The 23,128-nt window shown below is 57.6% G+C and carries 21 protein-coding genes; 11 read left to right on the top strand and 10 right to left on the bottom strand.

The annotated features are described in order from the left end of the window. The first annotated feature begins 50 nt into the window (after positions 1 to 50). The 3 genes from ACZ500_RS06395 to ACZ500_RS06385 all read left to right on the top strand — a co-directional run bounded on the left by ACZ500_RS06395 (position 51) and on the right by ACZ500_RS06385 (position 2,820). Positions 51 to 1,670: an adenylate/guanylate cyclase domain-containing protein gene (locus ACZ500_RS06395; protein ID WP_464231680.1), complete on the top strand. Its 1,620-nt coding sequence runs from the start codon at positions 51 to 53 to the stop codon at positions 1,668 to 1,670. Positions 1,671 to 1,947: 277 nt separating this feature from the next. Next, entirely contained in the window at positions 1,948 to 2,358 is a 411-nt protein-coding gene (locus tag ACZ500_RS06390) for a type II secretion system protein (RefSeq protein WP_464231679.1), read from the top strand. Between the two features lie 21 nt (positions 2,359 to 2,379). Continuing rightward, complete coding sequence (locus ACZ500_RS06385) at positions 2,380 to 2,820, top strand: type II secretion system protein (protein WP_464231678.1); 441 nt, start codon at positions 2,380 to 2,382, stop codon at positions 2,818 to 2,820. A gap of 17 nt (positions 2,821 to 2,837) precedes the next feature. Here the strand turns inward: ACZ500_RS06385 and ACZ500_RS06380 are convergent, their stop codons facing one another. Beyond that, positions 2,838 to 3,044 (bottom strand): hypothetical protein, encoded by a 207-nt coding sequence (locus tag ACZ500_RS06380; RefSeq protein WP_464231677.1) that lies wholly within the window; start codon positions 3,042 to 3,044, stop codon positions 2,838 to 2,840. Between the two features lie 186 nt (positions 3,045 to 3,230). Between ACZ500_RS06380 and ACZ500_RS06375 the strand changes: the two genes are divergently transcribed. Continuing rightward, positions 3,231 to 4,928, top strand: a complete 1,698-nt coding sequence (locus ACZ500_RS06375; RefSeq protein WP_464231676.1) for a hypothetical protein — start codon at positions 3,231 to 3,233, stop codon at positions 4,926 to 4,928. Positions 4,929 to 5,079: 151 nt separating this feature from the next. On the opposite strand, the gene ACZ500_RS06370 is transcribed toward ACZ500_RS06375, so the two are convergent. The 9 genes from ACZ500_RS06370 to ACZ500_RS06330 all read right to left on the bottom strand — a co-directional run bounded on the left by ACZ500_RS06370 (position 5,080) and on the right by ACZ500_RS06330 (position 17,228). Continuing rightward, positions 5,080 to 6,339: a hypothetical protein gene (locus ACZ500_RS06370; protein ID WP_464231675.1), complete on the bottom strand. Its 1,260-nt coding sequence runs from the start codon at positions 6,337 to 6,339 to the stop codon at positions 5,080 to 5,082. 484 nt (positions 6,340 to 6,823) lie between these two features. After that, a complete protein-coding gene (locus tag ACZ500_RS06365; protein ID WP_464231674.1) occupies positions 6,824 to 7,210 on the bottom strand; it encodes a prepilin-type N-terminal cleavage/methylation domain-containing protein in 387 nt (128 codons plus the stop codon). Between the two features lie 601 nt (positions 7,211 to 7,811). Next, complete coding sequence (locus tag ACZ500_RS06360; protein WP_464231673.1) at positions 7,812 to 9,293, bottom strand: sigma-54 interaction domain-containing protein; 1,482 nt, start codon at positions 9,291 to 9,293, stop codon at positions 7,812 to 7,814. Positions 9,294 to 9,451: 158 nt separating this feature from the next. Beyond that, positions 9,452 to 10,678, bottom strand: a complete 1,227-nt coding sequence (locus tag ACZ500_RS06355; RefSeq protein ID WP_464231672.1) for a type II secretion system F family protein — start codon at positions 10,676 to 10,678, stop codon at positions 9,452 to 9,454. A 6-nt stretch (positions 10,679 to 10,684) separates the two neighbouring features. Further along, positions 10,685 to 12,403 (bottom strand): GspE/PulE family protein, encoded by a 1,719-nt coding sequence (locus ACZ500_RS06350; RefSeq protein ID WP_464231671.1) that lies wholly within the window; start codon positions 12,401 to 12,403, stop codon positions 10,685 to 10,687. After that, positions 12,400 to 14,115 (bottom strand): type IV pilus secretin PilQ, encoded by a 1,716-nt coding sequence (gene pilQ, locus ACZ500_RS06345; protein ID WP_464231670.1) that lies wholly within the window; start codon positions 14,113 to 14,115, stop codon positions 12,400 to 12,402. The genes ACZ500_RS06350 and pilQ overlap by 4 nt, the downstream gene beginning before the upstream one ends. A gap of 71 nt (positions 14,116 to 14,186) precedes the next feature. Continuing rightward, on the bottom strand, positions 14,187 to 14,696 hold the full coding sequence (locus tag ACZ500_RS06340) for a hypothetical protein (RefSeq protein WP_464231669.1): 510 nt from the start codon (positions 14,694 to 14,696) through the stop codon (positions 14,187 to 14,189). Further along, positions 14,693 to 15,244 (bottom strand): type 4a pilus biogenesis protein PilO, encoded by a 552-nt coding sequence (gene pilO, locus ACZ500_RS06335; protein ID WP_464231668.1) that lies wholly within the window; start codon positions 15,242 to 15,244, stop codon positions 14,693 to 14,695. Before pilO ends, ACZ500_RS06340 begins: the two co-directional genes overlap by 4 nt. After that, a complete protein-coding gene (locus ACZ500_RS06330; RefSeq protein ID WP_464231667.1) occupies positions 15,225 to 17,228 on the bottom strand; it encodes a hypothetical protein in 2,004 nt (667 codons plus the stop codon). Before ACZ500_RS06330 ends, pilO begins: the two co-directional genes overlap by 20 nt. 86 nt (positions 17,229 to 17,314) lie before the next feature. Between ACZ500_RS06330 and ACZ500_RS06325 the strand changes: the two genes are divergently transcribed. Genes ACZ500_RS06325 through acpS form a run of 7 tightly spaced genes read left to right on the top strand, consistent with a single transcriptional unit; the run spans position 17,315 to position 23,127 of the window. Beyond that, positions 17,315 to 17,479, top strand: coding sequence for a hypothetical protein (locus ACZ500_RS06325; protein ID WP_464231666.1), 165 nt, complete (start codon positions 17,315 to 17,317; stop codon positions 17,477 to 17,479). Between the two features lie 52 nt (positions 17,480 to 17,531). Further along, a complete protein-coding gene (locus tag ACZ500_RS06320; protein WP_464231665.1) occupies positions 17,532 to 17,969 on the top strand; it encodes a secondary thiamine-phosphate synthase enzyme YjbQ in 438 nt (145 codons plus the stop codon). Between the two features lie 34 nt (positions 17,970 to 18,003). After that, positions 18,004 to 19,002, top strand: a complete 999-nt coding sequence (locus ACZ500_RS06315) for a PhoH family protein (protein WP_464233007.1) — start codon at positions 18,004 to 18,006, stop codon at positions 19,000 to 19,002. Then, complete coding sequence (locus tag ACZ500_RS06310) at positions 18,999 to 21,581, top strand: HD family phosphohydrolase (RefSeq protein ID WP_464231664.1); 2,583 nt, start codon at positions 18,999 to 19,001, stop codon at positions 21,579 to 21,581. The genes ACZ500_RS06315 and ACZ500_RS06310 overlap by 4 nt, the downstream gene beginning before the upstream one ends. Beyond that, on the top strand, positions 21,571 to 21,927 hold the full coding sequence (gene ybeY, locus ACZ500_RS06305; protein WP_464231663.1) for an rRNA maturation RNase YbeY: 357 nt from the start codon (positions 21,571 to 21,573) through the stop codon (positions 21,925 to 21,927). Before ACZ500_RS06310 ends, ybeY begins: the two co-directional genes overlap by 11 nt. After that, positions 21,927 to 22,646 carry a pyridoxine 5'-phosphate synthase gene (locus ACZ500_RS06300; protein WP_464231662.1) on the top strand — a complete coding sequence of 240 codons (720 nt, stop codon included), beginning with the start codon at positions 21,927 to 21,929 and terminating at the stop codon, positions 22,644 to 22,646. Before ybeY ends, ACZ500_RS06300 begins: the two co-directional genes overlap by 1 nt. 16 nt (positions 22,647 to 22,662) lie before the next feature. Further along, complete coding sequence (gene acpS, locus ACZ500_RS06295) at positions 22,663 to 23,127, top strand: holo-ACP synthase (protein ID WP_464231661.1); 465 nt, start codon at positions 22,663 to 22,665, stop codon at positions 23,125 to 23,127. The last annotated feature ends 1 nt before the right edge of the window (position 23,128 follow it).

Below are 23,128 nucleotides of genomic sequence, written 5' to 3'. Positions count from 1 at the left end.
CCGGAAGTGAGGCCGCGGCTCTCCGCAGCCCATTGGGGAAAGACTGCATCATGGTTGCAGACAACCCGCAGACAGGAAACCCGCTGCCGAATCATGTGTCCGGGCGGAAGCCGCTGGATTCGCTCCCGTTGCTCGGCCTCTACCTCCGCAACCTCGGCGCCAACCTGCTCGGGCTCGGGATCGTCCTGGGGTTGAATCTCCTGACGCCGCTCGGCTATTTTCGGGAACTGACGAGGCTCTTCCTGATCGAGGGCTGCTGGATGAGGCTTCTTCTCTGGGAAGCGGGGATCATGCTCTTCGGGGCCTGCCTCCAGTACTTGCTTCAGCGGCCGATCTCGGATTACGCGGCCTGCTTGCGGAAGGGCGGCACGGCGCCTCCGGCCATGCGCGAGCGGGCGGAAAGACGCGCCGTCAACCTGCCCTTCGTGATCGCCCTGGCTAATTTCTGCATGTGGATGGCCGTTCCGGCGATCCTCGTGACGGGCATGTGGCTCTGGTTCGACACCCGCACCGAATCGGCGATCTTCGGCTACTTCCGTTCGGTGATGGTGGGGATGATCACGGCCACGGCCTCCTTCTTCCTGCTCGAGGATTACCTTCGCCGCGGGATCCTTCCCGCCCTGTTCTCGGAGGGGAGGCTTGCCTCGGTCCGGGGGACCATCAAACTCCCGATCCTCCGGCGCATCCGCTTTCTCTATACCGCCGGCACCCTCATCCCCATGGTCATGCTGGTGGGGACCCTTTATCTCAGCCTGAATGGGGCGGACCACCTGGCCCCCGCCGCCCGCGAGGTGGCGCAGGAGATCCTCATTTTCTGCTTTTTTCTCTGTACGGTGTTCGCCCTCTTCGCCCTCCGCCTCAATTTCCTCGTCGGACGATCGATCTCAAAGCCGCTGACCGGGATGATGCGGGTGATTCGGAGCGTACGGCAGGGGGATTTCAGCCAACGCATCCGCGTCGTGTCGAACGACGAGATCGGGATCCTCGGGGATGCCGGAAACGCCATGATCGCGGGCCTCGCCGAGCGCGAGAGGATCCGCGAGACCTTCGGCCTCTACGTCAGCCCCGAGATCCGCGACGAGATCCTCTCCGGCCGGATCCCGCTCGAAGGCGAGCGCCGGATCGGGACGCTTCTTTTCAGCGACCTGCGCGATTTCACGGCCTACGTGGAGCACCATTCCCCCGAAGAGGTGATCCGCAGCCTCCGCGCCTACTTCACCGAGATGGAGGCGGCTGTCCGCGCCCACAACGGCCTCGTCCTCCAGTACGTCGGCGACGAGCAGGAGGCGGTCTTCGGCGTTCCCGTCTATCATGAAGACCACGCCGACAGGGCGATTCTCGCCGCCCTCGAGATGCGCCGCCGCCTGGCCTCCCTGAACGAAGAGCGTGTCCGCGCGGGCCTCGTCCCGTTCCGCCACGGCATCGGCATTCACACCGGTGAGGTCTTGACCGGCAATAGCGGAAGCGAATCGCGTCCTTCCTACGCCCTCATCGGCGACACCGTCAACATCGCCTCCCGTGTCCAGGACCTCACCAAGACGCTCAAATGCGACATCCTCGTTAGCGAAGACACCGTTGCGCACTTGCACCAGGCCTTCCCCCTGACCCCGCAGCCACCGCAATCCCTCAAAGGCCACACGCGCACGATGACGGTTTACCGGCTGGGTTGAGGGCTTTTCCTGCTCAGGGGCGTTTTTCAAAGGCGAACTGCAAAGAGAGAGTTCTTGTCAGCTCATGGGTTTAATGATTTACAACAAAGTCCTTTCGGTATTTCTTGTCTTCCAATTTGAAACGGTTTAAACTGCTTCATCTTTTTCTTTTCGAACCTTCTCAATTTCTCTCACACGTTTCTGTTCGCAATGCCGTCTCTCCATCTCTGGCTTGGAGAATGTGGAGTTACGGGTGTTCAGGCGGTTTCTTCATACTGAAATTCTGTTGCAGGGCCGTATGGAGTGTATCGTGTCTCAAGACAGCCAGTCTGTGTATGGCTTCACGCTGGTGGAAATCATCCTTACGCTGGTGCTGATGGGGTTGCTGGGAGCTATGATCGTGCCATATTTTCAGGCCGGCGTTTTTGATTCGTCACGGCTTCTGTCGGAGCAGCAGAACATTCTGGATCTGAACAGTTGTATGGCTCACATGGTGGCGGATTACGAAGAGAATTACAAAAATGATATTGGTGGGTTTTCCAGTGTTATAGGAGCGGAAAATTCTGCTCAGGATAACGCTTATGGGCAATATCAGGTGGCAGAAAAATTGCAGCGAACGATAGCGGGAAACGCGGCGCTGCAGCTTACGATAGAAAGCCCCTCGGGCAACGGAGCGAAATTGAGCTATCTTTTCACGACCAAATTTTGATGCTTCAGGATATCCGCTGAGATGCGCAGTAAAGATGGTTTTACGCTGATTGAACTGATCGCGGTTCTGATTATTATCGGGATTCTGTCACTGGGTGCTACCTTTGGTTTGTCGCATATCGTGCGGAGTTCTTTATTTACGGAAGAAAATATTAAAGCTACGCTTGAATCGCAGAACATGACCCGTCTGTTTATCCAGCTGTCTTTTATTAAAACAGTTGTCAGCATAACTTCCGATAGTATTGCGTGTACATTGGAATATCCTGATGGTACATCTCAGAATATCTCTATTGAAGCTCCATCAGACACATCGTTTACCTATTTTGGAAGCGATGCATCTACAGTAGTCAGTGTACCTGCAGATGTAAGAATCATCCGCATTAACATGCTTGTCGCAGCTGCCGAAGGCATCACAAAAACGTTCAGCACCGATGTGGCGCCTTATAGACTGAATGATGGATAATTTTTGTCTTGTCGTATTTAGGCGCAAAGCTTCTTAGAATAGCACAGTGAACAATCACTAAGAATGTCCATCCGGAAATGATTTCCCGGTACAACCCAGTTTCCAATCCGGAAATGAGGATTTTTGCCAATATCAAGAAAATCAAGCCTTTGCGCGGAGGTGACCTGTAGGTCGCCGCACAGGCAAACGTGCAGATGGATGCCGAGATTGGCAAAAATGACCATTTCCGGGTGGAAACTGTAAATCATGGCAGACATCAGTGTGCACCCAAGATTGGGGGGCAATCTGACAATAGGTGTGAACCCATCGACAGGCGGTTGCTGAAGGGGAAGGACAGGAAGAAGATTTTTTGATTCGATTCTTCCCTGGCTTCAGGCTGTATGTCTTCGAAAGGGAGGCAAGTGGGTTACATGAGAAGGACGTTGATCGAGCAGGTGGCGCAAAACGAGCGCGGGTTGAGCCTTTTCTTCGTTATTGCAGCGATGCTGGTGGTCAGTATCCTGGTTGTGGGAATTCATAGTATGTCTTCCAAGACGGCCATCGATCAGGCGGAGAGCCAAAGTCTCTATCAAGCGGTCTATTTGGCTCAAGCCGGTATGAACCATGCGGCCGCCTGGCATAAATATCATGAAGATATGCTATTGAGCGCGGCTGAAAAAGCACAGAATTTCCAGGCAGATGCCAATGTAGATGGATGGGATCAGGCCATGGAGACTGGATCGTTCACCCTTTCGGCCTCTCAAGTGGAAGATGATCCAAGTGCTGTGGATGTCACATCGACGGGACATGCAGGTGGAAACGCGCATGACTTGCTGAAGCGGTTTTTCTTCTTGGATAGTTCGGATGACGATGATGACGATGATGATGGAGGTGGTATTGACACTGGAGAAGGCCAGTCTGAACTGGCCTTGAATTCCATGAATGGAAATCAAAATTTGGATAACCAGAATCTGGTCGAAGGGAGTGTTTCGGGGAAAAATGTGGTTTTAGGGAACCAGTCTGAGGTTACCGGAAACATCTTTGCGAGAGGAAATGTTCAACTGATCAATCATGCAATCGTCGGGGGCGGCATCTGTGCCGGGGGCGATGTAACGCTCCAAAATCAGACCTTTGTCGCCGGAGACATACACGCACAGGGCCATGTTACCCTGGGTGCCAACTCAAGCGAGGTGTCCGGAAGCGTCTATGCTGGCGGGGATGTGGGGCTGCAGAACGGGGCACAAGTGATGGGGGAGGTTCACGCGGGTGGCAGCGTATCCTTGGGGGCGAACAACAGCAAAGTTCATAATAGTGTATTTGCCGGTGGAACCGTTACAATGGGGCATTTGACGTCCATTGGAGATCAGGTCCAAGCTGGTGGAAATGTAAGGCTGGTTTCTCAAGCGACAGTGGAGTCTGATGTAACTGCAAAGGGTGATGTAACACTTGGCAACCAAAGTGTCATAGAAGGCGATGTGACGGCTGGAGGCGCGATTGTTCATGGTTGGCAGACTCGGATCTTGGGTTCTGAACATGCGAACACTTCGAATCCTCCCGTTGTCGATCCGACGGAGCCTGCCGAATGCCAGGTATGTACCCCTAGACACGCCGTTTTCACGCCTGGAAGCCGGAACATCACCATAAACTGGCAAGCCGATAGAGCGATCGATCCTGGAAGCTGGGGTGTGTTGACCTTGGGCGGTGCAAACAAGGTTTACTTGACAAGTGGGCGATACACCTTTAAGCGGATATATACAGGCACGCGGCCATCGCTTTATTTAGATGTTTCGGCGGGGGATATAGAAATATTTGTTCAGGGCGACGTTGTTTTCGGGGATCAGTTGAAGGTATATGTCAATGGAAACGCGATTACCCAAGGAAATCACATCAACGAAGATCTAAGGCCGCTTGCAGCCAGGGTTTATTTGGAGACATTGGACAGCTTTACGATGAGCAATCAGAATCAATGGTTCGGGACTATTTATGCGAAAAACAATATAACATTCTCAAATCAAAACCTCTTGGTAGGTTCCTACCATTCCTCATCCGGAAGGGTGATCCCGGGCAATCAGATGGAGGTGTACTTCGTACAGTCTAAATACGCCAAGGATCATTGGACATGCGATTGATCAGAATTAATCTGATTTGTGTGGATTCATGAGATTCTGCAGATGGGGTTTTATATTGAGAGATAAAAGTTCAGCTTTGTAGTTCGGGTATTTGCGTTCTATTATATTCGGATCACAGGAGAGTTTGTGATTGCTGGGAGTAACCTTCGTTTTATGGTATTATATTTTTCGAAATTAGCCGACCACTCCAGATAGTGGGTGCAACTTCATGCCATTCCAACTCCCCAATCTTTGGTTTTTCCATCCTCACAAGGATCATCCGATCGGCAACGGTCATTTTTTCGATCCATGGAATATAACTTTCGTCTTTCCCTCTAGTCAACTGGATACGACGGTAGATTTCCAGATCTTCAGCAGGCATCCAACCTGGCTCGAAACCGAGAATGTATCTCCAAGAACCATACGGGTTTTGAAAAAAAATATTGTAGAACACGCTCATGCTGTCGCTGTAAAGGATACCATCCTTACCCGGGAGCCAAGGCCGCTGTTCGGCGTTTTCCGTTCTCGGCCATTGAAGGATTGTTTTAGAACTCCACCGACCACCGTAATCGTTCGTCACTGCAAGAAAAAACACCACGCAAAGAACAATCACAACTCCGCACCTTCTTAGACTGAGGGGAGCAACTGATTCGTCAAAAATAGCCTGGATCTCTAAAGCCACCCAGCAGGCCATAGCCGGCCAGCCCCAGTCTGTCCAAAACCTGGCGGCTATGAATCCCAGGATCCAACCGATTACCCCTAAGACAAACGCAGGGTTCTCGACTGTCTTTCGGGTCCATTTGCCTCTGGCCATTCGCCACAGTAACAGACCCGCGACCAGCACGAGTACAAGTACATCTCCGTTAAATGGCTGGAATTCGGTGACCAATTGACGTTGAAAATCGTGAGTTCCAAGTGCTGTCATTGCATGAAACAACATTTGGTGCAGAAATGTGATTGGTTTTCCAGTCAATAAAGCACCGATGATAGTTCCGATGGCGAAAGCTATTGATAGAATGGAAGCAGATCTCCATTTCTTACATACCAAAAGCGAGATAATAGGAAGGAATAATAAATACCAAACGCCGTGGATCCATGTCGATAGTGTCGAGAGAGCTATAAAAATCAGCATATATGAATATTTATGTTGACCTTTAAGCTTATCCCAAGAGAGACAGAATATAATGACGAGAAGCATACTGATGATGAAAGGTCTTCCATAGAACAATCGGTAAAGCGGACTGAAAGAACATAGAGCAAGAAGTAGCAGAGATGTAATCCATGCTTCGGGACGCTGAAGGAGAAAGACCGGTGGGACGGCGAAAACGGCAAAAAGAAACAGCACCGAAAAGTTCAAAAGGTTGATAGGTGAAAGCGGGATAATTGCATTTATTGCGGAAAGGAAATTGTGCCAGCCAGGATGGCTATCCATGGTAATTTCACTTCGAATTACCAAAATGTCATTCCATGGTTTGCCTGATATTACCTTCGCTACATGTCGAAGTGCGTCATCCGAGGGAAAATATCCATGACTCAGTATAACAAGGGCAATAAAAAAAAGTGTGCTTAATGATAAAAGAAGAATTGCTGAATTTCTTATGCTTTGGCTGATATTGGAACTAAGCAAGCCGGCCCTTTCTAAACAGGATGATATTCGTGGCAAATCGGAAATTATTACACCGAAGAAAGTGCAATTGAACGATCTGCAACAGTTAAGAAAATCGGGATTTGTGAACTTGCCAGTTTGCTTGAAAGGGACCTTGGGATCGAAGTAGAGACCCCGTCACCAGGGGCGAGGTTTCTACTCCGATTCAAGAACGCTGCACTTTCAACTGCTTTCCCAGAAGCAAGGGCGTATATGGGCCGCACTTTCCGGCTCGATCGGAAAAGCCGCTGCCTTACGACGTGGCTGTAATCTACTGATTAGGATCTGAAAATACACCGCTTGCCGTTTGGCCGGATCCAGCGGCCGCTATCGTAACGCTTGCATCCCCTTTGGTGCATGTCAAGGTTGTACCAGTTGGATAACCATCTTTACTCACATTAGCGCATACACCAGCGTCCAGATTTGACCAAGCATCAGCAGCATTCCCCTTATTTAAAAGCTCTTTTGCATATTCCATCGATAGTTGGCTTTGTGCGGCGGCGACCAGCCCTTGAAGGGCCTTTGCTCTAGCCTCATCCTGCAGATCGAGGAATTTTGGAATAGCGACTGCTGCGAGTATGCCGAGTATGACTAAAACAGCAATAATTTCGATGAGTGTAAAACCTTCATTTCGTTTGAGGCAATTTTTATTTCCCATGCTCATATCCTCCTATTGATGGATTTAATAAGAAACCGAACTAAACGAGAAAATAAGGTCTTAAAATCCTATCCAAAACGTTCGTTCATTCCATCCAGACACCTCCTTTCCTGGTGTGCTAATTCCTTCTGCTGAAGAACAAAATCTTTTCCGAAGCCCCGAATAAACGTTTCGTAAATATTTATACGCAATATTGATGCCATAGACCTTGAACAAGGAATGCAGAAATCCTTAGAAGCGAAGAACCGGTCAAAAAAATCAACTTTTTCTGATCAGGCGTCAGAATGTCTTGTAGTTGCAGCTAGTTCTGAGAATCTTTCGTACCACGTCAATCGGTCTCCATCTTGGCCTTTGGCATCTAGTAGCAGCCGAATACTTTAAGAGGAAAAAGGCTGCTACCAAAATTGTTGCCGAACCAGCAAAAATTGGAGATCCCCGAATTTGTAAGCACCCATTAGTCATGTTTATACTGTCGGAAAGTTGAGCTTTCCCCAAAATTTTGGTGAGGAGTATACGTCTTGAAGGAGTTTATTGTAAACGTCGGCTTGTTTTTCAAATTTTTTGATACCATGTGGCAGGTTCTTAGCCGCATGTGCAAAGACTATGAAAAATTTCTTTTTATACCAGAGGTATCGATTTGATACTTTTTCACCCGGTGCCAGAGGCTCCGCTGGTTGATGCCGAGGGTTTCCGCCGCCCGTGCCTGGATGCCTCCAGTGGTGTAGAGGGCGTCGATGATCAGGTTCCGCTCGATCTCGGCGAGCTTTTGGTCGAGAGCGGCATCCGGCGGAAGGTGATCGAGTGGCCCGCCGGCCTGCTGGACCAACTCCGGCGGGAGGTGCTGAGGTTCGATGGGGCCCCCCGCTGCCAGAAGGGCTCCGCGCTCAAGGACATTCTGGAGTTCGCGGATGTTGCCCGGCCAGTTGTGGGCCGTCAGGGCACGAAGAGCGGCGGGGGTCAGTTCCCCTGTGGGTGACGTCAGGTTTTTCAGAAAATGGTCCGCTAGGAGCCGGATATCTTCTTTGCGGTGCCGTAAGGGCGGCAGGTTGAGATCGAAGACGTGGATGCGGTGATAGAGGTCTTCGCGGAACGTGCCCTCCTGCACCATTTTTGAAAGGTCCTTGTTGGTAGCGGCCAGGATGCGGACATCGACCTGGATGGTCTGGTTGCCGCCGACCCGCTCGAATGTCCGCTCTTGTAGGACGCGCAGGATCTTGGCCTGGGTGATGGGGGGCATGTCGCCGATCTCGTCCAGAAAGATTACGCCGCCGTCGGCCGCCTCGAACTTGCCGGGCTTGCGGCTTGTGGCGCCGGTAAAGGCGCCTTTTTCATGTCCGAAGAGTTCGCTTTCGAGGAGTCCTTCGGGGATGGCTGCGCAGTTCATCTTGATGAAGGGCCCGCCGCAACGGGGGCTGAGGCGGTGGATGGCCAAGGCCATCAACTCCTTTCCTGTTCCGCTTTCACCGTGGATCAGAACCGTCGTTTCCGCAGGGGCCACCAGCGCGGCCTGGCGGAGGGGGGTGCGCAAGGCGCGGCTCGAGCCTATGATCTCGGGGAAAAGGCGGACGGCTTCTTCGGTGTCGAGCGCCCCGGTCATCTGCTGGATGGCCTCTTTGAAACAGTCGAGTTCATCTTTCTCCGAGATAACCTCTAGTCTTGGGTAGGGGTCAGCGGCGGGGGTCGCTTCCCGGACGGCCCGTTTGATGGGCTTCAAAAAGAGACGCACGATGATGATCCCCGCAAAGGCCGCGATCCCGCCGCTCATGAGGAAAGCCGCAAGGAGGGTTGATAGAGAAGGAGGTCGGTCCATCTGTCCAATGTGAAACCCGACGAGGAAGGCAAGGAGCGCCATCCCGCCCACTATAAAGGGAATAAGGACTTGAAGGCTGAGTCTGTATTGCTTCATACGGATAAATAGGTAGTGTCCATCCGGAAATGATTTTCCTATAGAACCCAGTTTCCAATCCGGAAATGAGGATTTTTGGCCAATATCAAGGAAATCAAGCCTTTGCGCGGAGGCGACCTGTGGGTCGCCGCACAAGCAAACGTGCAGATTGACGCCGAGATTGGCCAAAAAGACCATTTCCGGATGGAAACTAGGTAAGGGACGGGCTTAAAAGCGGTCCCTCGATGCTTTGCTCGCCTCCTCAGTTTTGATGAAATCCCGAGCTGATAGGCAGGAGCACGCCTTCTAAAAGAGTGAATAAGTGTCAGCCTTTAACTGCTGCGATGGCTAACGCGTCAAAATTTCGCCTGGACCTTGACCATATCCCACATGGGCAGGAAGATCGACAGGGCGAAGAACAGGACCACGGCCGCGAGACCCACCGTGAGGATGGGCCCGATGGCGTCGGTCAGGCGCTTCATGGCGAAATCCACTTCGTCATCGTAGTGGACCGAGACCTCGCGAAGCATCTCGTCCAGCCGCCCGCTTTCCTCTCCGACAGCTACCATATTGATCACCATGGGGGTGAAGTATCGGGCCTGTTTCAAAGGGTCCGCGATCCCTTTTCCCTGTTCCATGCTGTCCTGAATGCGACTGAATTCGCGGGAAATCACTGCGTTACCGATTGTGCCGGAAAGGATGCGCATGGATTCAAGTACATGGATACCGCTTGCCTGCAGGATGGCGAAGATACTCGCAAAGCGCGACATGGCGCTCTTGATGAAAAGCGGTCCGACGAGCATCGTATTGATCAGAATGAGATCACGGATGTAGCGGCCTGCAGCGGTTCGGAGGGCCAGGACCGCCGAGATGATCAGGATAGTCAGTCCGCTCAGGAGATAGGGCCAGTAGTTGGAGATTACTTCATAAAGAATCATGCATATCCGGGTCGGGAGCGGGATTTCCACTCCGGCTTCGATAAACATGCCGATGAACTTTGGAACCACGAAGGTCAGCAGGACGAAGAAGGCGACGAAGAGAAAGATGAGAACGATCATGGGGTATTGGAGGGCGGCACGGATGTCTGATTTGACCTTGTGCTCGTGCTCGACAATGTAGATCAGCCGGTTGAAGACCTCGGGCAGGTCCCCGCTCGATTCTCCTGCGCGCACCATCGCGACATAAAGCGGGGGGAAAATGCGTGGATGCGCTTGAAAGGCCTGGTAAAGGCTGTTGCCTCCTTCGATATCACTTGCAAGCTTCCTGATAACCCCTTTCAGGCGTTTGTTTTCTGTCTGACTTTCGAGGATCAGGAGCGTCCGGATGACCGGCACCCCGGCGCGCAGGAGGGTTCGGATCTGTTTTGTGAAGAGGATCAGGTCGAGGGCCTTGATCGATCGAAGACGGTCGAAGAAGCCGATGCCGTTTGCGGTCGACGCCGCACCAGAAAGTTCACGGATGCGGTCCGGTATCAGGTCGCGGTCGAGGAGCATGGCGGCGGCCTGCTCCCGGTGTTCGGCCTCGAGCCGCCCGGAGCGTTTGTGGCCGCTGACGTCGATCGCTGTGTATCGGAAGGTCGGCATACGTCGCTACACCATGACGGCCGAGGCCGCCTCCTCCAGGGTGGTGATGCCGCGGACGACCTTGTCCATGGCGTCCTCTTTGAGGGTCCGCAGCACGCCTGCCTCCCGTGCGGCGCGGGTGATCTCCTGGGCGGAGCGCCGCTGGAGGATCAAATTCTGGACCATCTCGTCGTTCACGAGGACCTCGAAGACCCCTGTGCGGCCGCGGTATCCGGTGTACATGCAGCTCAGGCACCCACGCCCGCGCTGGAAGTCTGCGTCCTTGACATCCGTCAGGCCCCACTGCGCGAGGGCCTCGGGCGCGGGCTGGTAGGCTTCCTTGCAGTCGGGGCACACCTTGCGTACCAGGCGCTGGGCGAAGGAAACGAGCATCACCGAGGCGGTCAGGAAGGGTTCGATCCCCATGTCCAGAAAGCGTGTGACGGCCCCCGCGGCGTCGTTGGTGTGGACCGTGCTGAGGACCCTGTGTCCGGTCAGGGCCGCCTGGACCGCGATGGTGGCGGTTTCGGAATCCCGGATCTCGCCGACCATGATGACATCCGGGTCCTGCCGGAGGATGGAGCGCAGGCCGCTCGCGAAGGTCATGCCCGCCTGGCGGTTCAGTTGGGTTTGCCGGACCTTTTCCAGACGGTACTCGACCGGGTCTTCGAGGGTGATGATGTTGATGTCGGGCTGGTTGAGTTCCTTCAGGATGGCATAGAGGCTGGTGGTCTTGCCGCTTCCCGTCGGGCCGGTGCTGAGGATCATGCCGTAGGGTTTGCGGATCATGGCCGCGATCTTTTCCTGGTCGAAAGGGGCCATGCCGAGGGCCTTCAGGGAATAGACCCCGGCCGACATGTCGAGGAGCCGCAGCACCACGTTTTCGCCGTAGATGGTCGGGATGACGGAGGCGCGGACGTTGACCTCCCGGTCGTGCATCCGCACGGTGAATCGGCCGTCCTGCGGGATGCGGGAGACCGCGATGTCCATTCCCGCGAGAATCTTGATGCGGGAGGCCAGAGGCAGGAACAGCGATTTGGGGGGCGCGGGGACCTCGTGCAGCTTTCCGTCCAACCGGAAGCGGATCTGGATGTACTCCTTCTCCGGGCTGATGTGCACATCGCTTGCGCGCTCACGAATGGCCTGGGAGAGGATCGAGTTGACCAGGCGGACGACCGGCGCCTCCTGCGCCATGTCCTGCAGGGAGCTTAGTTGAAGATCCTCTCTGCTGCCTCCTCCGGAGGCATCGAGGACCCCATCGGCCTCACTGGGTTTGTTTTCTTCGATGCTCTCGAGGATCCCGCCGATATCCGAAAAGGCCCCGTAGAGGTTGTTGAAGATCTGGTTGAACTCCTGCTCGCTGCAGAGCACGGGCTCGACCTCGAGGTTGGTGTAGACCTCTATGGCATCCTGGGCGAGCACGTCCAAGGGGTCGGTGACCGCGCAGTAAAGGACGCGTCCGCTCCGCCGGAGGGGGAGCACCTGGTAGCGGGAGGCCGTCTCCTTCGGGAGCGTGCGGGAGAGGCTTGGGTCGATCGGAAAGCGCGTTGGTGAGTATTTCTCCAGGCGGAGCTGCCGGGCGAGAAGATCGATCAGGACGGGTTCGGAGACCAGGCCCTCGCGGACAAGGTACTGCCCCAGCTTGAGATTGCCGCGCTTCTTGTCCGCCAGGGCCTTATCGAGCATCTCCCCGGCCAGGACCCCGGCCTCGATCAGCATCTCTCCCAGGCGTTTGCGCTCCCTCACTTCGACCTCGCTTGCGCTTCACGGGGCGGGATATCCCCGTCCGGCGGAGCGGCCGCCGCCCTCAGAGGCGGCTGAGCAGGGAGGATGCGGGGGGTGATGAAGATCAGAACATCCTCCATCTTGTTCATCTTTCCCGTGTGGCCGAAAAGCCAGCGTAGCCCTTTGATGTTCTGCAGGTAGGGGATCCCGTCATTATTGTCCTGGTCGGTCTGCTTCGAGAGCCCTCCGATCACGGTCGTCTGGCCGCTTTGGAGGATGAGGTTCGTCTCGGCCCGTTTGGTCAGGATGGTGGGGTTGCCGAGGACGGTGCGGGTAAAGTCGAGTTCGTCTTTGGTGGTGACGATGTTCATGCGGATCGTGTCGCCCTCGATGACGCGCGGCGTGACCAGAAGGCGCAGGGCGGCGGTCTTCCACTCGATGGAGATGTCCTTGTCGAGTCCGGTGCCGGTGATCGTCTGGTAAGGCACCTCGGCGCCGCTCTCGATGACCGCCGGCTGGTTGTCCATCGTGGTGATGGAGGGCCGCGAGAGGATGTTGAGTTTTCCGTCGGTCTCCAGGGCGGAGAGTTCCACATCGAGGACGTATTTCCCGAACTTTTCGTAGAGGTAGCCGAGGGTGAAGCCCGACGGGAATTCGTCGGGCCCGAAATCCGCCGGGAAGTTGCTGGATACGCCGGTGGTGGGATCGACGCCTTCGGAGAGGGTCCTGTCGAAGATCCCGCTGGTGTTGGAGCCGGGGGTGATCCAGTAGTTTCCGGCCCGATACAGCCCCCCCCATTGGATGCCCAGTTCGCGTGCGACCTCGCGGGTGGTCTCGACGATGTGGGCCTCGATCAGGATCTGGGGGGGTGGGCTGTCCAGCTCATGGATGAGGGCAAGGATCTTCTCGGTGTCGCGGGGCAAGGCATGGACCAGCACGGAGTTGGTCTGTTCATCGAAGAGGATATTCCCGATGGGATCGCCATTCTGATTCTTGCTCAGAAGAGCCTCGAGATTTTCCTTGAATTTTTCATCGATATCGCTATCCCGCTCCTCTTCGATGGTACGTTTCTTCGAGTCGCCGCTGGTGTCCTGGTCGGTGATCTTGCGGCGGGTGAAGCTGTAGTAGCGGAGTGGCACGATGCGGGTCACCATCGGCTCGAGGGTCTGGAGATCCCGGCGGGTGGCCTGCATCTTGAGGTCCGTTTCGAGTTGTTTAAGTTCGTTTTCCTTGTCCTCGACCGAGATGACGCGAATGATGTCGTTTTCCCACTGCCAGGCCAGGCCGTGGGTGGCGAGGATCCCGGTGAAGACCTGGTTCCAGGGGGTGTTCTCGACGTTGATGCTGATCAGACCCTTGACGCTTTCGCCCAGCATGATGTTTTGGCCGGCGGCGCGTGCGAGGGCGCGCAGGACGGCCGGCACGGAGGCGTTGTGCATCCGAAGGCTGACCTTCTGGGCCGGCAGGGCCTTTGAGTGGACAGGGGCCTTGGGCTGCGCCTGTGGCCGGGCGGAAGGGCGTCCGGTTTTGACGGCGGGGGGGGTGGGCGCTGTCTGGGAACGGGCCTGATTCGTTTCGGCCATTTGCTTCCACTTCTGGTATTCCGTGTCCAGGGGGGAGGGCGGGGTCGGCTCTTTTTGGCCGCAGCCGGCCGCAAGCAGCATCAGGATCAATCCCGCGGCAAAGCAGGCGGAGAGGCACGCCGTCCGTCCGGCATCGTGTATGTTCAGCATGTGTGTCATCCTCTCCTGATCGACGCCGTAAGAAACCGTCTGGTGAAGGGCCTTTGCAACAGCCCGCTTTCTCATTCGTCCAACTGCAGCACGAAGCGCTGTCCATCCGTCTTGTGAACCAGAACGACGTTGGTTCGATGGATCTCTTCGAGTCGGTAGTCGCCGGGTTCGATCCACTCGCCCTTCTGGTACTCGATGTCGTTGATGACGGCCAGGTGGGTGTCGCCCAGTTCGACAAAGCCCGAATACAGGAGCCCCAAATCCTCCGTGGAGCCCGAAGCGGCTGCATCGGAGGTGTTGAGGAACTGCTGCAGGGCATAGTCCTGATCCCAGAAGGGATCCGACGGCCATTCGAGAGTGCAATCTTCGGCTACCTGCTGAACCTTTTGCTCTTCGGGGCTCTTGGTGAGGTTCTTGGCCATGTCCGCGACGAAGGTATTCAAATCGAGGTTCGCGGCAGCGGGCGTCGAAGGCTTCGGGGCGGAGGTGCCGCCGGATAGAAAGATTTCATAGACACCGTAGGCGAGGGCGAGCGCCATGATGATCACGAGGTATATCTCCCGTTTGGCCAATCCACTCACTCCTGCGCCGTCTGGGTTTTGGTCAGGATGATCAGGGTCAGGTCAAAGAGCCTCTGTTCTCCGGCCGAGTGGATCTGGAGCTGTTCGACCTTTTCGACGCAGCTCATACCATAGATGCGGATCAGAAACTCCCGCAGCTTCGCCCAATCCCCCAGGAGCTGCAGGTTCAACGGCATCCGTTGCCCGGGGCGGTGGCCGTTCGGCTCGGGGCGGATGGTGTGCACCTCCATGCCGAGTTCACAAGCGAGCCGATCTATCTGTACCATCAGGCCCTCGAACGCCTCCAAGGCAACGGGGGAGGGAGCGGGGAGCGGAAAGGGCGGGTCGCCGATCTCCTTCAGCTCCTTCAATAGATTCTGAAAAAGCGGACCGAGGACGTCCTGTTCGCTCACCTCCGCTTCGAGCTCGGCAATGCGTGCCTCGGCTTCTTTCAACACCCTGTGCGAGGGGTAGACGGCCAAGAGATAGAGAAGGGCCGCTCCCGCAGTGCACAGGAGGAGATAGCGGAAGCTGCGCCCGGGGATCAGGTCAGAGGTTTTCCGGTCCATGGATATTCATCCGTAAAACGAAGTGGGTCAATTCGGCCCCGCTGTCGAGAAACCGGCGGTTCTGCCTTTCGACGACCGGGCTTCCGAGGAGCGGAGAGGTTTCGAGAGCCGCGAGATAGGCGCTCAGCCGGATATCGAGGCTGCGCTCTTCCCCGGAGATGATCCCCTCGACGGTGGCGATCTTCACCGGCGCCGATGGAGCCGCTGAAGCCGTCTGTTTCGAAGTGGCGGGCTTCGCCTCCTCCGATGGGCCTGCGTCTGCATAGCCGAAACGGACCAACCGGATGTGGCTGGGCGTCTTCGCGGTGAGTTCGTGAAGAATCGCCAGAAGGGCGTAACGCTCGGAAAAATCGAGGAGCTTCCGTCGCTCCGTCCGGACTCTGCCGGCCAGATCGAGCAGAAGTGCCCGATTGACCCGCGGGTTGTGGCGGTCCAACTCGGTTTCCAGCCGTGCGATGTCTGAGCGCCGTTGTTCGATCTCGTGCCCCTGCCAGAAGAGAAGCCCTAAGCCGACGGCGACGGCGGCGATGAAGACGACGAATATACCGCGGTTGAGGAAGGTGATGCGGGCGGTCTTCTCGCGGTCCAGGTGGGTCTGGAAGAGATTCTGGGTCTTGCGCGTGGGCATGGCGACAGCGAGGGCCGAACTCAGGCGCCCGAAGGCCCCGGGATCCTCCGGTGGCGGTGTAAGCCATGCCAGAACGCTTTGGAGGCGCGCCGGATCGATGCGCTCGACCGAGATTCCCAGCTGCTCTTGGACATAGCTCAAAAGGGGCTGATAGAGGGTGATCTCTCCGACCAGATAAACCTGTGCTACCCTCTCCGTGCCGGCGCTTTGAGCGAAATGGGTGAAGCTCAGTTCGGCCTGCCGCACCAGTCGCTCGATGGGAGGAATGACCAGGCGCAGGATGTCGTTGGCATCCAGGCGCGCTTCGGGGCGCCCGGATTCATAAGGATAGGGGGATGATGTGAGCAGGGAGAGCATCTGCCGGCCGTGGGTTTCACCGAATTTCAGGGCCTCCTCTTCCAGGCAGAGTCCGTCGTTGTCCCGTTGGAGGGAGAGGTGGGGTGAATCGGCTCCTTCATGCAGACCGTTTGCCATCAGGGCCTCGAAGAGGCTTTCCATCCCGGTTCGGACCGAGCGGGTGAAGACCAGGCGTTGATTCGAAAAGATGCTGATGCAGGAGCCTGTTTCACCGACGTGCAGCAGGCCGAGAAGCCCGCCGGCTTCATCGGCCGGCATGGTTTGGAGCATGTTCTGGAGGGCGAAGGGAGGCAGGGTCACCCCCGCCAACGGGAAGCCGGCCCGTGAGAAGAGGGTCTTGAGGCGGTTCACCTCGCTGCGAGGCAGGGTGTAGGCGAGGACCTCGGTCTTCTGGATGCCTCCTTCCCCCGTTTGCCCCAGGATCTCGTAATCGAAGAGCGTTTCATGGTCATCGAAGCTTGCGGTCTTTCGCAGGCCCCAGTAGACGGCTTGGGTCAGGCGCCTGCGGGCGAGGCGTGGCACCTGCAGCCGGCGGATATCGCAGGTGCTGGGTTCCAGAAGAGCCCAGATGGACACCCGCCGGTCATTTCCGCAGAACAGGTTCAGCTTTTCACGCAGGCGACGGTGGGCGGCCGCGCCGGTCGGGTCTTTCGGCCCGCTTTCAAGCACCGTTTCGACGTAGTCGAGGACCTCCCAGGAGCCGGGGATGCCGCTCTTGAGCTTGCGCAGCTTGAAGAGGCGCAGGTGGTTGTGCGCCATCTCGACGCCGACGAAGAGGCGTTTTTTGGCTGGGAGGACCCCTTCGAGTGAAAGAGAAAGACGACTGCGCTGGGCGATCCGGGCGGCCGAGGGGATGAAATCGACGGTACCCGCTCCCGGGGGGACGATGGCACGAACCGCTCGGGGGGATGCTGTATGGTCTTTGCCGCCCAAGACGACCTCCGGATTGTCTGATTCGCGCGTATTTGGTTCGAACAGAAAGTGAAGATGCACCGTCATACAGGATTCAGACGACGATGTAAAGCGAAAAACCCTATCGAGCACGGGTTTTGAGAGGATCTTGAATAGCTAGTTTCCATCCGGAAATGGTCTTTTTGGCCAATCTCGGCGTCAATCTGCACGTTCGCTTGTGCGGCGACCACCAGGTCGCCTCCGCGCAAGCGCTTGATTTCCTTGATATTGGCAAAAAATCCTCATTTCCGGATTGGAAACTGGGTTGTACCGGGAAATCATTTCCGGATGGATACTAGCTATTGCGTGGAAATTGCGGCTGTGATAGTTATAATCTATTTATCCGAGGAAATGAGATGGGGGCTGCGGTTGTTTGTCCTGAATCATGAACTTGCGCTTCGAACGACAGTGGGGACCGATATCATCGATCTCACGCCTGACGTCGCCGGATTTGTTGGGGCGAGCGGGATTGGTACGGGGTGTCTGACCCTGTTCGTGCCCGGCTCCACGGCGGCCCTGACGACCATCGAATACGAGAGCGGGGCGTTGAACGACCTCAAGCGCGCGGTCGAACGTCTGGCCCCGGAGGGTGATGTCTACGAGCACAACGAGCGCTGGCACGACGGCAACGGCTACTCTCACGTCCGTGCCGCCCTGCTGGGCCCCTCGCTCAGCATCCCTGTAATCGGCGGAAGGATGACGCTCGGGACCTGGCAGCAGATCGTCCTGCTCGACTTCGACAACCGCCCCCGCACGCGGCGGGTGGTGCTGCAGGTCATGGGGGAATAAAGCGTTGTCCAAGCGCCCGAACGGATCGCGGACCATGCCGGAGGAGCGGAAGAAGATCGTCTTCCCGGAGCAGGAGGCCTTCCAGAGCCTGGTGGGAGAAAATAACCGGCACATCCAGGTCCTGGAAAACAAACTCGGGATCGCCGTTCACGTCAGGGGCGACAGCCTGATCCTCGAGGGGGGCGACTGGCAGGTCGAGCTTGCGGAGCGGGCGCTTCGCCAGCTCTATGAACTGATCAAGGTCCGATACCCGGTTTTTGTCAACGACGTGGATTACGCCGTTCGGATCCTCAGCGCGGACCCCAACGCGGATCTCAAGAAGATCTTCAAGGACGAGGTCTACATCCCTTCGAGCAAAAAGCTCATCACGCCCAAGACGATCCATCAGAAGGCCTATATGGATGCCATCCGGCACTACGATATGGTCTTCGGGATCGGTCCGGCCGGGACCGGCAAGACCTACCTGGCCATGGCCATGGCGATATCCTTTTTGTTGAAGAAGTCGGTCAAGCGGGTGGTGCTGGCCCGTCCCGCCGTCGAGGCCGGGGAGCGGCTCGGGTTTCTGCCGGGTGATCTGGCCGAGAAGGTCAACCCCTACCTCCGGCCGCTCTACGACGCGCTCCACGACATGATGGATTTCGAGAGCGCTTCGCGCTTGCTCCAGCAGGGCGTGATCGAGGTGGCCCCGCTCGCCTTCATGCGGGGCCGGACCCTGAACGACTCCTTCGTAATCCTGGACGAGGCACAGAACGCGACCCCGGAGCAGATGAAGATGTTCCTGACGCGGCTTGGCTATAGCTCGAAGGCGGTGATCACGGGGGATGTCACCCAGACGGATCTGCCCGAAGGCAAGGTCTCGGGCCTCGTTGAGGCCCGCAGGATCCTGGAGGGGATCGGCGGGATCTGCTTCATTCAGTTTTCCCGCGAAGACGTAATCCGGCACCCCCTGGTGCAGGAGATCATCGACGCCTATGAGCGGACCGAGAGCGGCAAGGCTCCGGCCGGAACTGGGCACAGCCCGGAGGCTGCATGAAGATTCTGAGCTTGAGGACGGGAAAAGACCCTAAAGGCAGACAGCGGGCCAAGCCCCCGGCCAGACGGCGCGAGAACCGGTCGGGTGCGGGTTGGCTGCCGGGCTTTTTCAAGGACCCCGAGTGCCAGCGCTGGATGATCCTGATCGGTCTGAGCTGCGTGGTGGCGCTGCTGATCTATCCAAGCGGTTTCAGCAAGCCGGCGGATTACAAGATCGGGGATGTGGCGGAGCGGGACATCAAGGCTTCCAGGGATTTCCTGGTCGAAAACGAGGCCCTGACCGCAAAGAATCGCCAGGGAGCCGAGAAGGAGGTTTTATCGGTTTACGACTTCGATCGGAGCGGCACGAACCTTGTTCAGCGGGTCAACGAGAGCTTCCGGGCCGGTCGGGAATATGTTGCGGCGGCGAAGGCCGCGGCCGAGGCGCGGAGAAAGGCCGAAGCGGAGGGCGCCGGAGAGGCGGAGGAAGCCGTTGCGGCGGAGCCCGAGGTGGAGCCGTTGAGTGAGGCCAGTGTGCGGGAAGGCTTTTTCGAGATCCTCGATATCCCGGTCGATGACACTGTTTTCAGGACCTTTCTTGCGGCCGGGTTTCCCGAAGAGGCGGAGAAATGGGTGGTGGAACTCGTCCAGCCGGTGATCGAAAAGGGTGTCGTGAGCAACAAATCCATGCTCATGAGCCAAAGCGACAAGGGCATCCTGCTCCATGACATCCAGACCGGAAAGGAGTCCGAGGTCAAGGATCTGACGACGTTCTACAGCCTCGAGAGCGCGCGGAAGACCATCCAGTCGCGGCGGGACGAACTGCGCAAGTCCATGCTGCCGAACGTGCTCGCGAACCTGTGCGTCGAGCTGGCCGCGGTGATCGTCAAGCCGAACCTGACCTTCAACAAACGTGAGACGGAACTGCGGATCGACGAGGCGAGAAAGTCCGTAAAACCCTTTTACTATCTCGTGAAAAAGGGGGAGATGCTGGTGCGCGAAGGCGAGCGGGTGACGGATGAGCACGTCCGCAAGCTGGCCGAGCAGAACAGGCGCCTGCATCGGGAAGGCGGTTTGGGGCGTATCCCGGCGATTGCACTCCTTTTCGGGTTGTTGCTTGCGGCGATGTACATGACCGGCCTGATGCGGCGGCGGGTCCCGACAAGCGAGACGCGAGACGTCCTCTTCACTGCCCTGGTGATCCTGACGATGTTCCTCCTGCTGCTTGCAGCTGACATCGTCTCGCACGAAGTCGCTCGTGGGTTCCATTTTTTCAGCCCGCGCGCCCTCCTCTACGCTGCGCCGGTGGCAAGCGGGGCGATGCTGGTCTCGGTTTTCATGGGCATGCGGGTGGCGGCGAGCTTTTCAGTGATCGCGGCCATCCTGGCGTCCCTTGCGGTGGAAGGGCAGGCGACCTTTTTTATCTATTTCTTCGTGAGCGCGTTGGTCGGGGCGCACGGGGTCACCCATTGCCGCGAGCGCGGCGTGCTTATCCGGTGTGGGCTCAAGGTGAGCCTGGTCAATGTCGTCATGGCCTGCGCCATCGAGGCGATCGTCGGGAATTTTTATGCCGTCGAGACCGTGATCGCCGCCACGGCCGCCTTCGTGGGCGGGATCCTTGCCGGGGTGGTGACGACGGGCCTGCTGCCGCTGATCGAGATGTGCTTCGGCTACACCACCGACATCAAACTTCTGGAGCTGTCGAACCTGGATCAACCGCTGCTGAAGGAACTGATGGTGCAGGCCCCGGGCACCTATCACCACAGCGTGATCGTGAGCAACATGGTGGAGGCGGCCGCCCCCGCCGTCGGCGCGAATCCGCTCCTGGCGAAGGTCGCCGCCTATTACCACGACATCGGCAAGGCCCGCAAGCCGCTCTATTTCATCGAGAACCAGATCGGCTGCGAAAACCGGCACGAGCGGCTGGCGCCCTCCATGAGCGGGCTCATCCTGATATCGCATGTCAAGGACGGGGTTGAACTCGCAAGGCGCTACAAGCTCGGCAAAGAGATCACCGACATCATCATGCAACACCACGGGACGAGCCTGATCCATTTCTTCTTCGAAAAGGCCAAGGAGCAGGCCGAGAAGAAGGGGCTGAAGGGCCAGCAGGTGAAGGAAGAGGACTTCCGCTATCCCGGGCCGCGGCCTCAGACGAAGGAGGCGGGGCTGGTGATGCTGGCCGACATCGTGGAGGCGGCCTCCAAGACGTTGGTCGAACCGACGGGGGCGAGGATCCAGGGCCTCGTCCAGAAGATGATCAACAAGGCCTTTTCCGACGGGCAGTTGGACGAATGCGAGCTGACGCTCAAGGATCTCCACGAGATCGCGAAGAGCTTCAACAAGACCCTGAGCGGGATCTTCCATCACCGGATCGAATACCCGGACGCCGCCGCGAAGTCCGGGCCGCAGCGGCTGCGTGAAAAGGCGGGCCCGGGCGCGGAGGGCGCCGAGCGCCGGATGGCGCCGATGGAGCGCGCGGCCGACGGAAAGCGGATAGTGAATGGACATACAGATGCAGTTCCGGAGGCGGATCAGAGGTCTAGGCGTCCGGAAGATCAGAAGGAAACTGGAGAGAGCCTTAAGCGCCTTGGGCTGTGAGTCAAAGGAGTTGAGCGTTCTCTTCGTGGACGACGCCGAGATGGCGGACCTGAACGCGCGCTACCGGAGCCGGAGCGGCCCGACGAACGTGCTTTCCTTTCCGATGGGCGGCGGGGACCCGCTGGAGCCCGAGACCGCGATGCTCGGAGACGTGGTGATCTCGGTCGACACCGCCCGAAGAGAGTCCCGGACGGCGGATGAAACGTTGGAGGAGACCGTGGATCGCCTGCTCGTGCATGGGCTGCTCCATCTGCTCGGGTATGACCATGAACGCGGAGAGGTGGAGGCAGTGATCATGGAGCGCGAAGAAAAGAGCGTGCTTGCACGCATGCGAGAGGAAGCGTAATGGCAAGACTGGCAGTGAATGTGGATCACGTGGCGACGGTGCGGCAGGCGCGCGGAGGACGGGAACCGGATCCGGTCGCGGCGGCCGTGATGGCGGAGCTTGCCGGGGCCGAGGGGATTATCTGCCACCTGAGGGAAGACCGCCGGCACGTGCAGGACCGGGACCTGAGGGTCCTGCGCGAGGTGGTGCAGACCCGGCTCAACATGGAGATGGCGGCGACGGACGAGATGATCCGGATTGCGGGTGAGGTCAGGCCCGAACTCGTGACCCTGGTCCCTGAAAAGCGCCAGGAGTTGACGACGGAGGGCGGTCTGGACGTGTTCGGGAGTAAGGACCGCTTCAAGGATGTGGTTCGACGGATGCATGAGGCGGGGATCCAGGTGAGTTTTTTCATAGACCCCGATACGCGGCAGATAGAAAGCGCCGCCGAATGCGGCGGAGACATCGTCGAAATCCACACCGGGGCCTACGCCGAAGCTGCGACGGGGCCTGCGGCGCGGGGCCAGTTGGCCACGATCGCGACGGCCGTCAACGTGTCCTCTCAGCTCGGCCTGCGCGTAAGCGCCGGGCACGGCCTGAACTACGTGAACATCAAGCGGTTTAATCGCATCCCTTTGATCGAGGAATACAGCATCGGACACACGATCGTCGCGCGGGCGGTGCTGGTCGGGTTCGAGCGAGCCGTGCGGGAGATGCTCGCGCTCGTCAGGGATTTCTAGCAGGATCGTCGCGCGTATGATCTACGGCATCGGTGTCGACCTGGTCCATATCCCGCGGATAGAGAGGGTGCTTCACCGGTGGGGGGAGCGCTTCACCCACCGGGTCTTCACGGTGGGGGAACGGATGCGCTGTCTGAGGCGCCCGCGTCCTGCGGCGGCTTTCGCGCTTTATTTTGCGGCGAAGGAGGCCTTTTCCAAGGCGATCGGCCTGGGGATGCGGCAGGGAGTCCGCTGGGCGGACATCGAAGTCGTCCATGATCGCCGGGGAAAGCCCGGCCTTCGCCTGGGCGGCGCGTCGGCGTCTCACTGCCGGCGGGAGGGCGTCGTTTTCGCCCACTTGAGCCTGTCGGATGACGGGGCTTACGGGATGGCGATGGTGGTGCTGGAAAAGGCCGGCGGGGATGAATCGGGCAGGGGGAACCTGGATGTTGAACGGGAGGAACGCGGCGGGACCGCCGCCGAGGAACGCAAGGGGAGGTGAC

It is taken from the genome of Desulfatiglans parachlorophenolica (assembly GCF_055394735.1).
Note: the sequence above shows the minus strand (reverse complement) of the source record. Positions and strands in the feature narration are given on the sequence as shown.

Bases quoted from the DNA above. Each gene is read 5' to 3' on its own strand.
- ACZ500_RS06375 (WP_464231676.1), top strand. From the start codon at position 3,231: ATGAGAAGGACGTTGATCGAGCAGGTGGCGCAAAACGAGCGCGGGTTG.
- ACZ500_RS06380 (WP_464231677.1), bottom strand. From the start codon at position 3,044: ATGGTCATTTTTGCCAATCTCGGCATCCATCTGCACGTTTGCCTGTGC.
- ACZ500_RS06355 (WP_464231672.1), bottom strand. From the start codon at position 10,678: ATGCCGACCTTCCGATACACAGCGATCGACGTCAGCGGCCACAAACGC.
- pilQ (WP_464231670.1), bottom strand. From the start codon at position 14,115: ATGCTGAACATACACGATGCCGGACGGACGGCGTGCCTCTCCGCCTGC.
- ACZ500_RS06325 (WP_464231666.1), top strand. From the start codon at position 17,315: ATGGTCTTTTTGGCCAATCTCGGCGTCAATCTGCACGTTCGCTTGTGC.
- ACZ500_RS06395 (WP_464231680.1), top strand. From the start codon at position 51: ATGGTTGCAGACAACCCGCAGACAGGAAACCCGCTGCCGAATCATGTG.
- pilO (WP_464231668.1), bottom strand. From the start codon at position 15,244: ATGGACCGGAAAACCTCTGACCTGATCCCCGGGCGCAGCTTCCGCTAT.
- ACZ500_RS06360 (WP_464231673.1), bottom strand. From the start codon at position 9,293: ATGGTCTTTTTGGCCAATCTCGGCGTCAATCTGCACGTTTGCTTGTGC.
- ACZ500_RS06390 (WP_464231679.1), top strand. From the start codon at position 1,948: ATGGAGTGTATCGTGTCTCAAGACAGCCAGTCTGTGTATGGCTTCACG.
- ACZ500_RS06320 (WP_464231665.1), top strand. From the start codon at position 17,532: ATGAGATGGGGGCTGCGGTTGTTTGTCCTGAATCATGAACTTGCGCTT.
- ACZ500_RS06330 (WP_464231667.1), bottom strand. From the start codon at position 17,228: ATGACGGTGCATCTTCACTTTCTGTTCGAACCAAATACGCGCGAATCA.
- ACZ500_RS06385 (WP_464231678.1), top strand. From the start codon at position 2,380: ATGCGCAGTAAAGATGGTTTTACGCTGATTGAACTGATCGCGGTTCTG.
- ACZ500_RS06310 (WP_464231664.1), top strand. From the start codon at position 18,999: ATGAAGATTCTGAGCTTGAGGACGGGAAAAGACCCTAAAGGCAGACAG.
- ACZ500_RS06370 (WP_464231675.1), bottom strand. From the start codon at position 6,339: ATGGATAGCCATCCTGGCTGGCACAATTTCCTTTCCGCAATAAATGCA.
- ACZ500_RS06300 (WP_464231662.1), top strand. From the start codon at position 21,927: ATGGCAAGACTGGCAGTGAATGTGGATCACGTGGCGACGGTGCGGCAG.
- ACZ500_RS06315 (WP_464233007.1), top strand. From the start codon at position 18,004: ATGCCGGAGGAGCGGAAGAAGATCGTCTTCCCGGAGCAGGAGGCCTTC.
- acpS (WP_464231661.1), top strand. From the start codon at position 22,663: ATGATCTACGGCATCGGTGTCGACCTGGTCCATATCCCGCGGATAGAG.
- ACZ500_RS06365 (WP_464231674.1), bottom strand. From the start codon at position 7,210: ATGGGAAATAAAAATTGCCTCAAACGAAATGAAGGTTTTACACTCATC.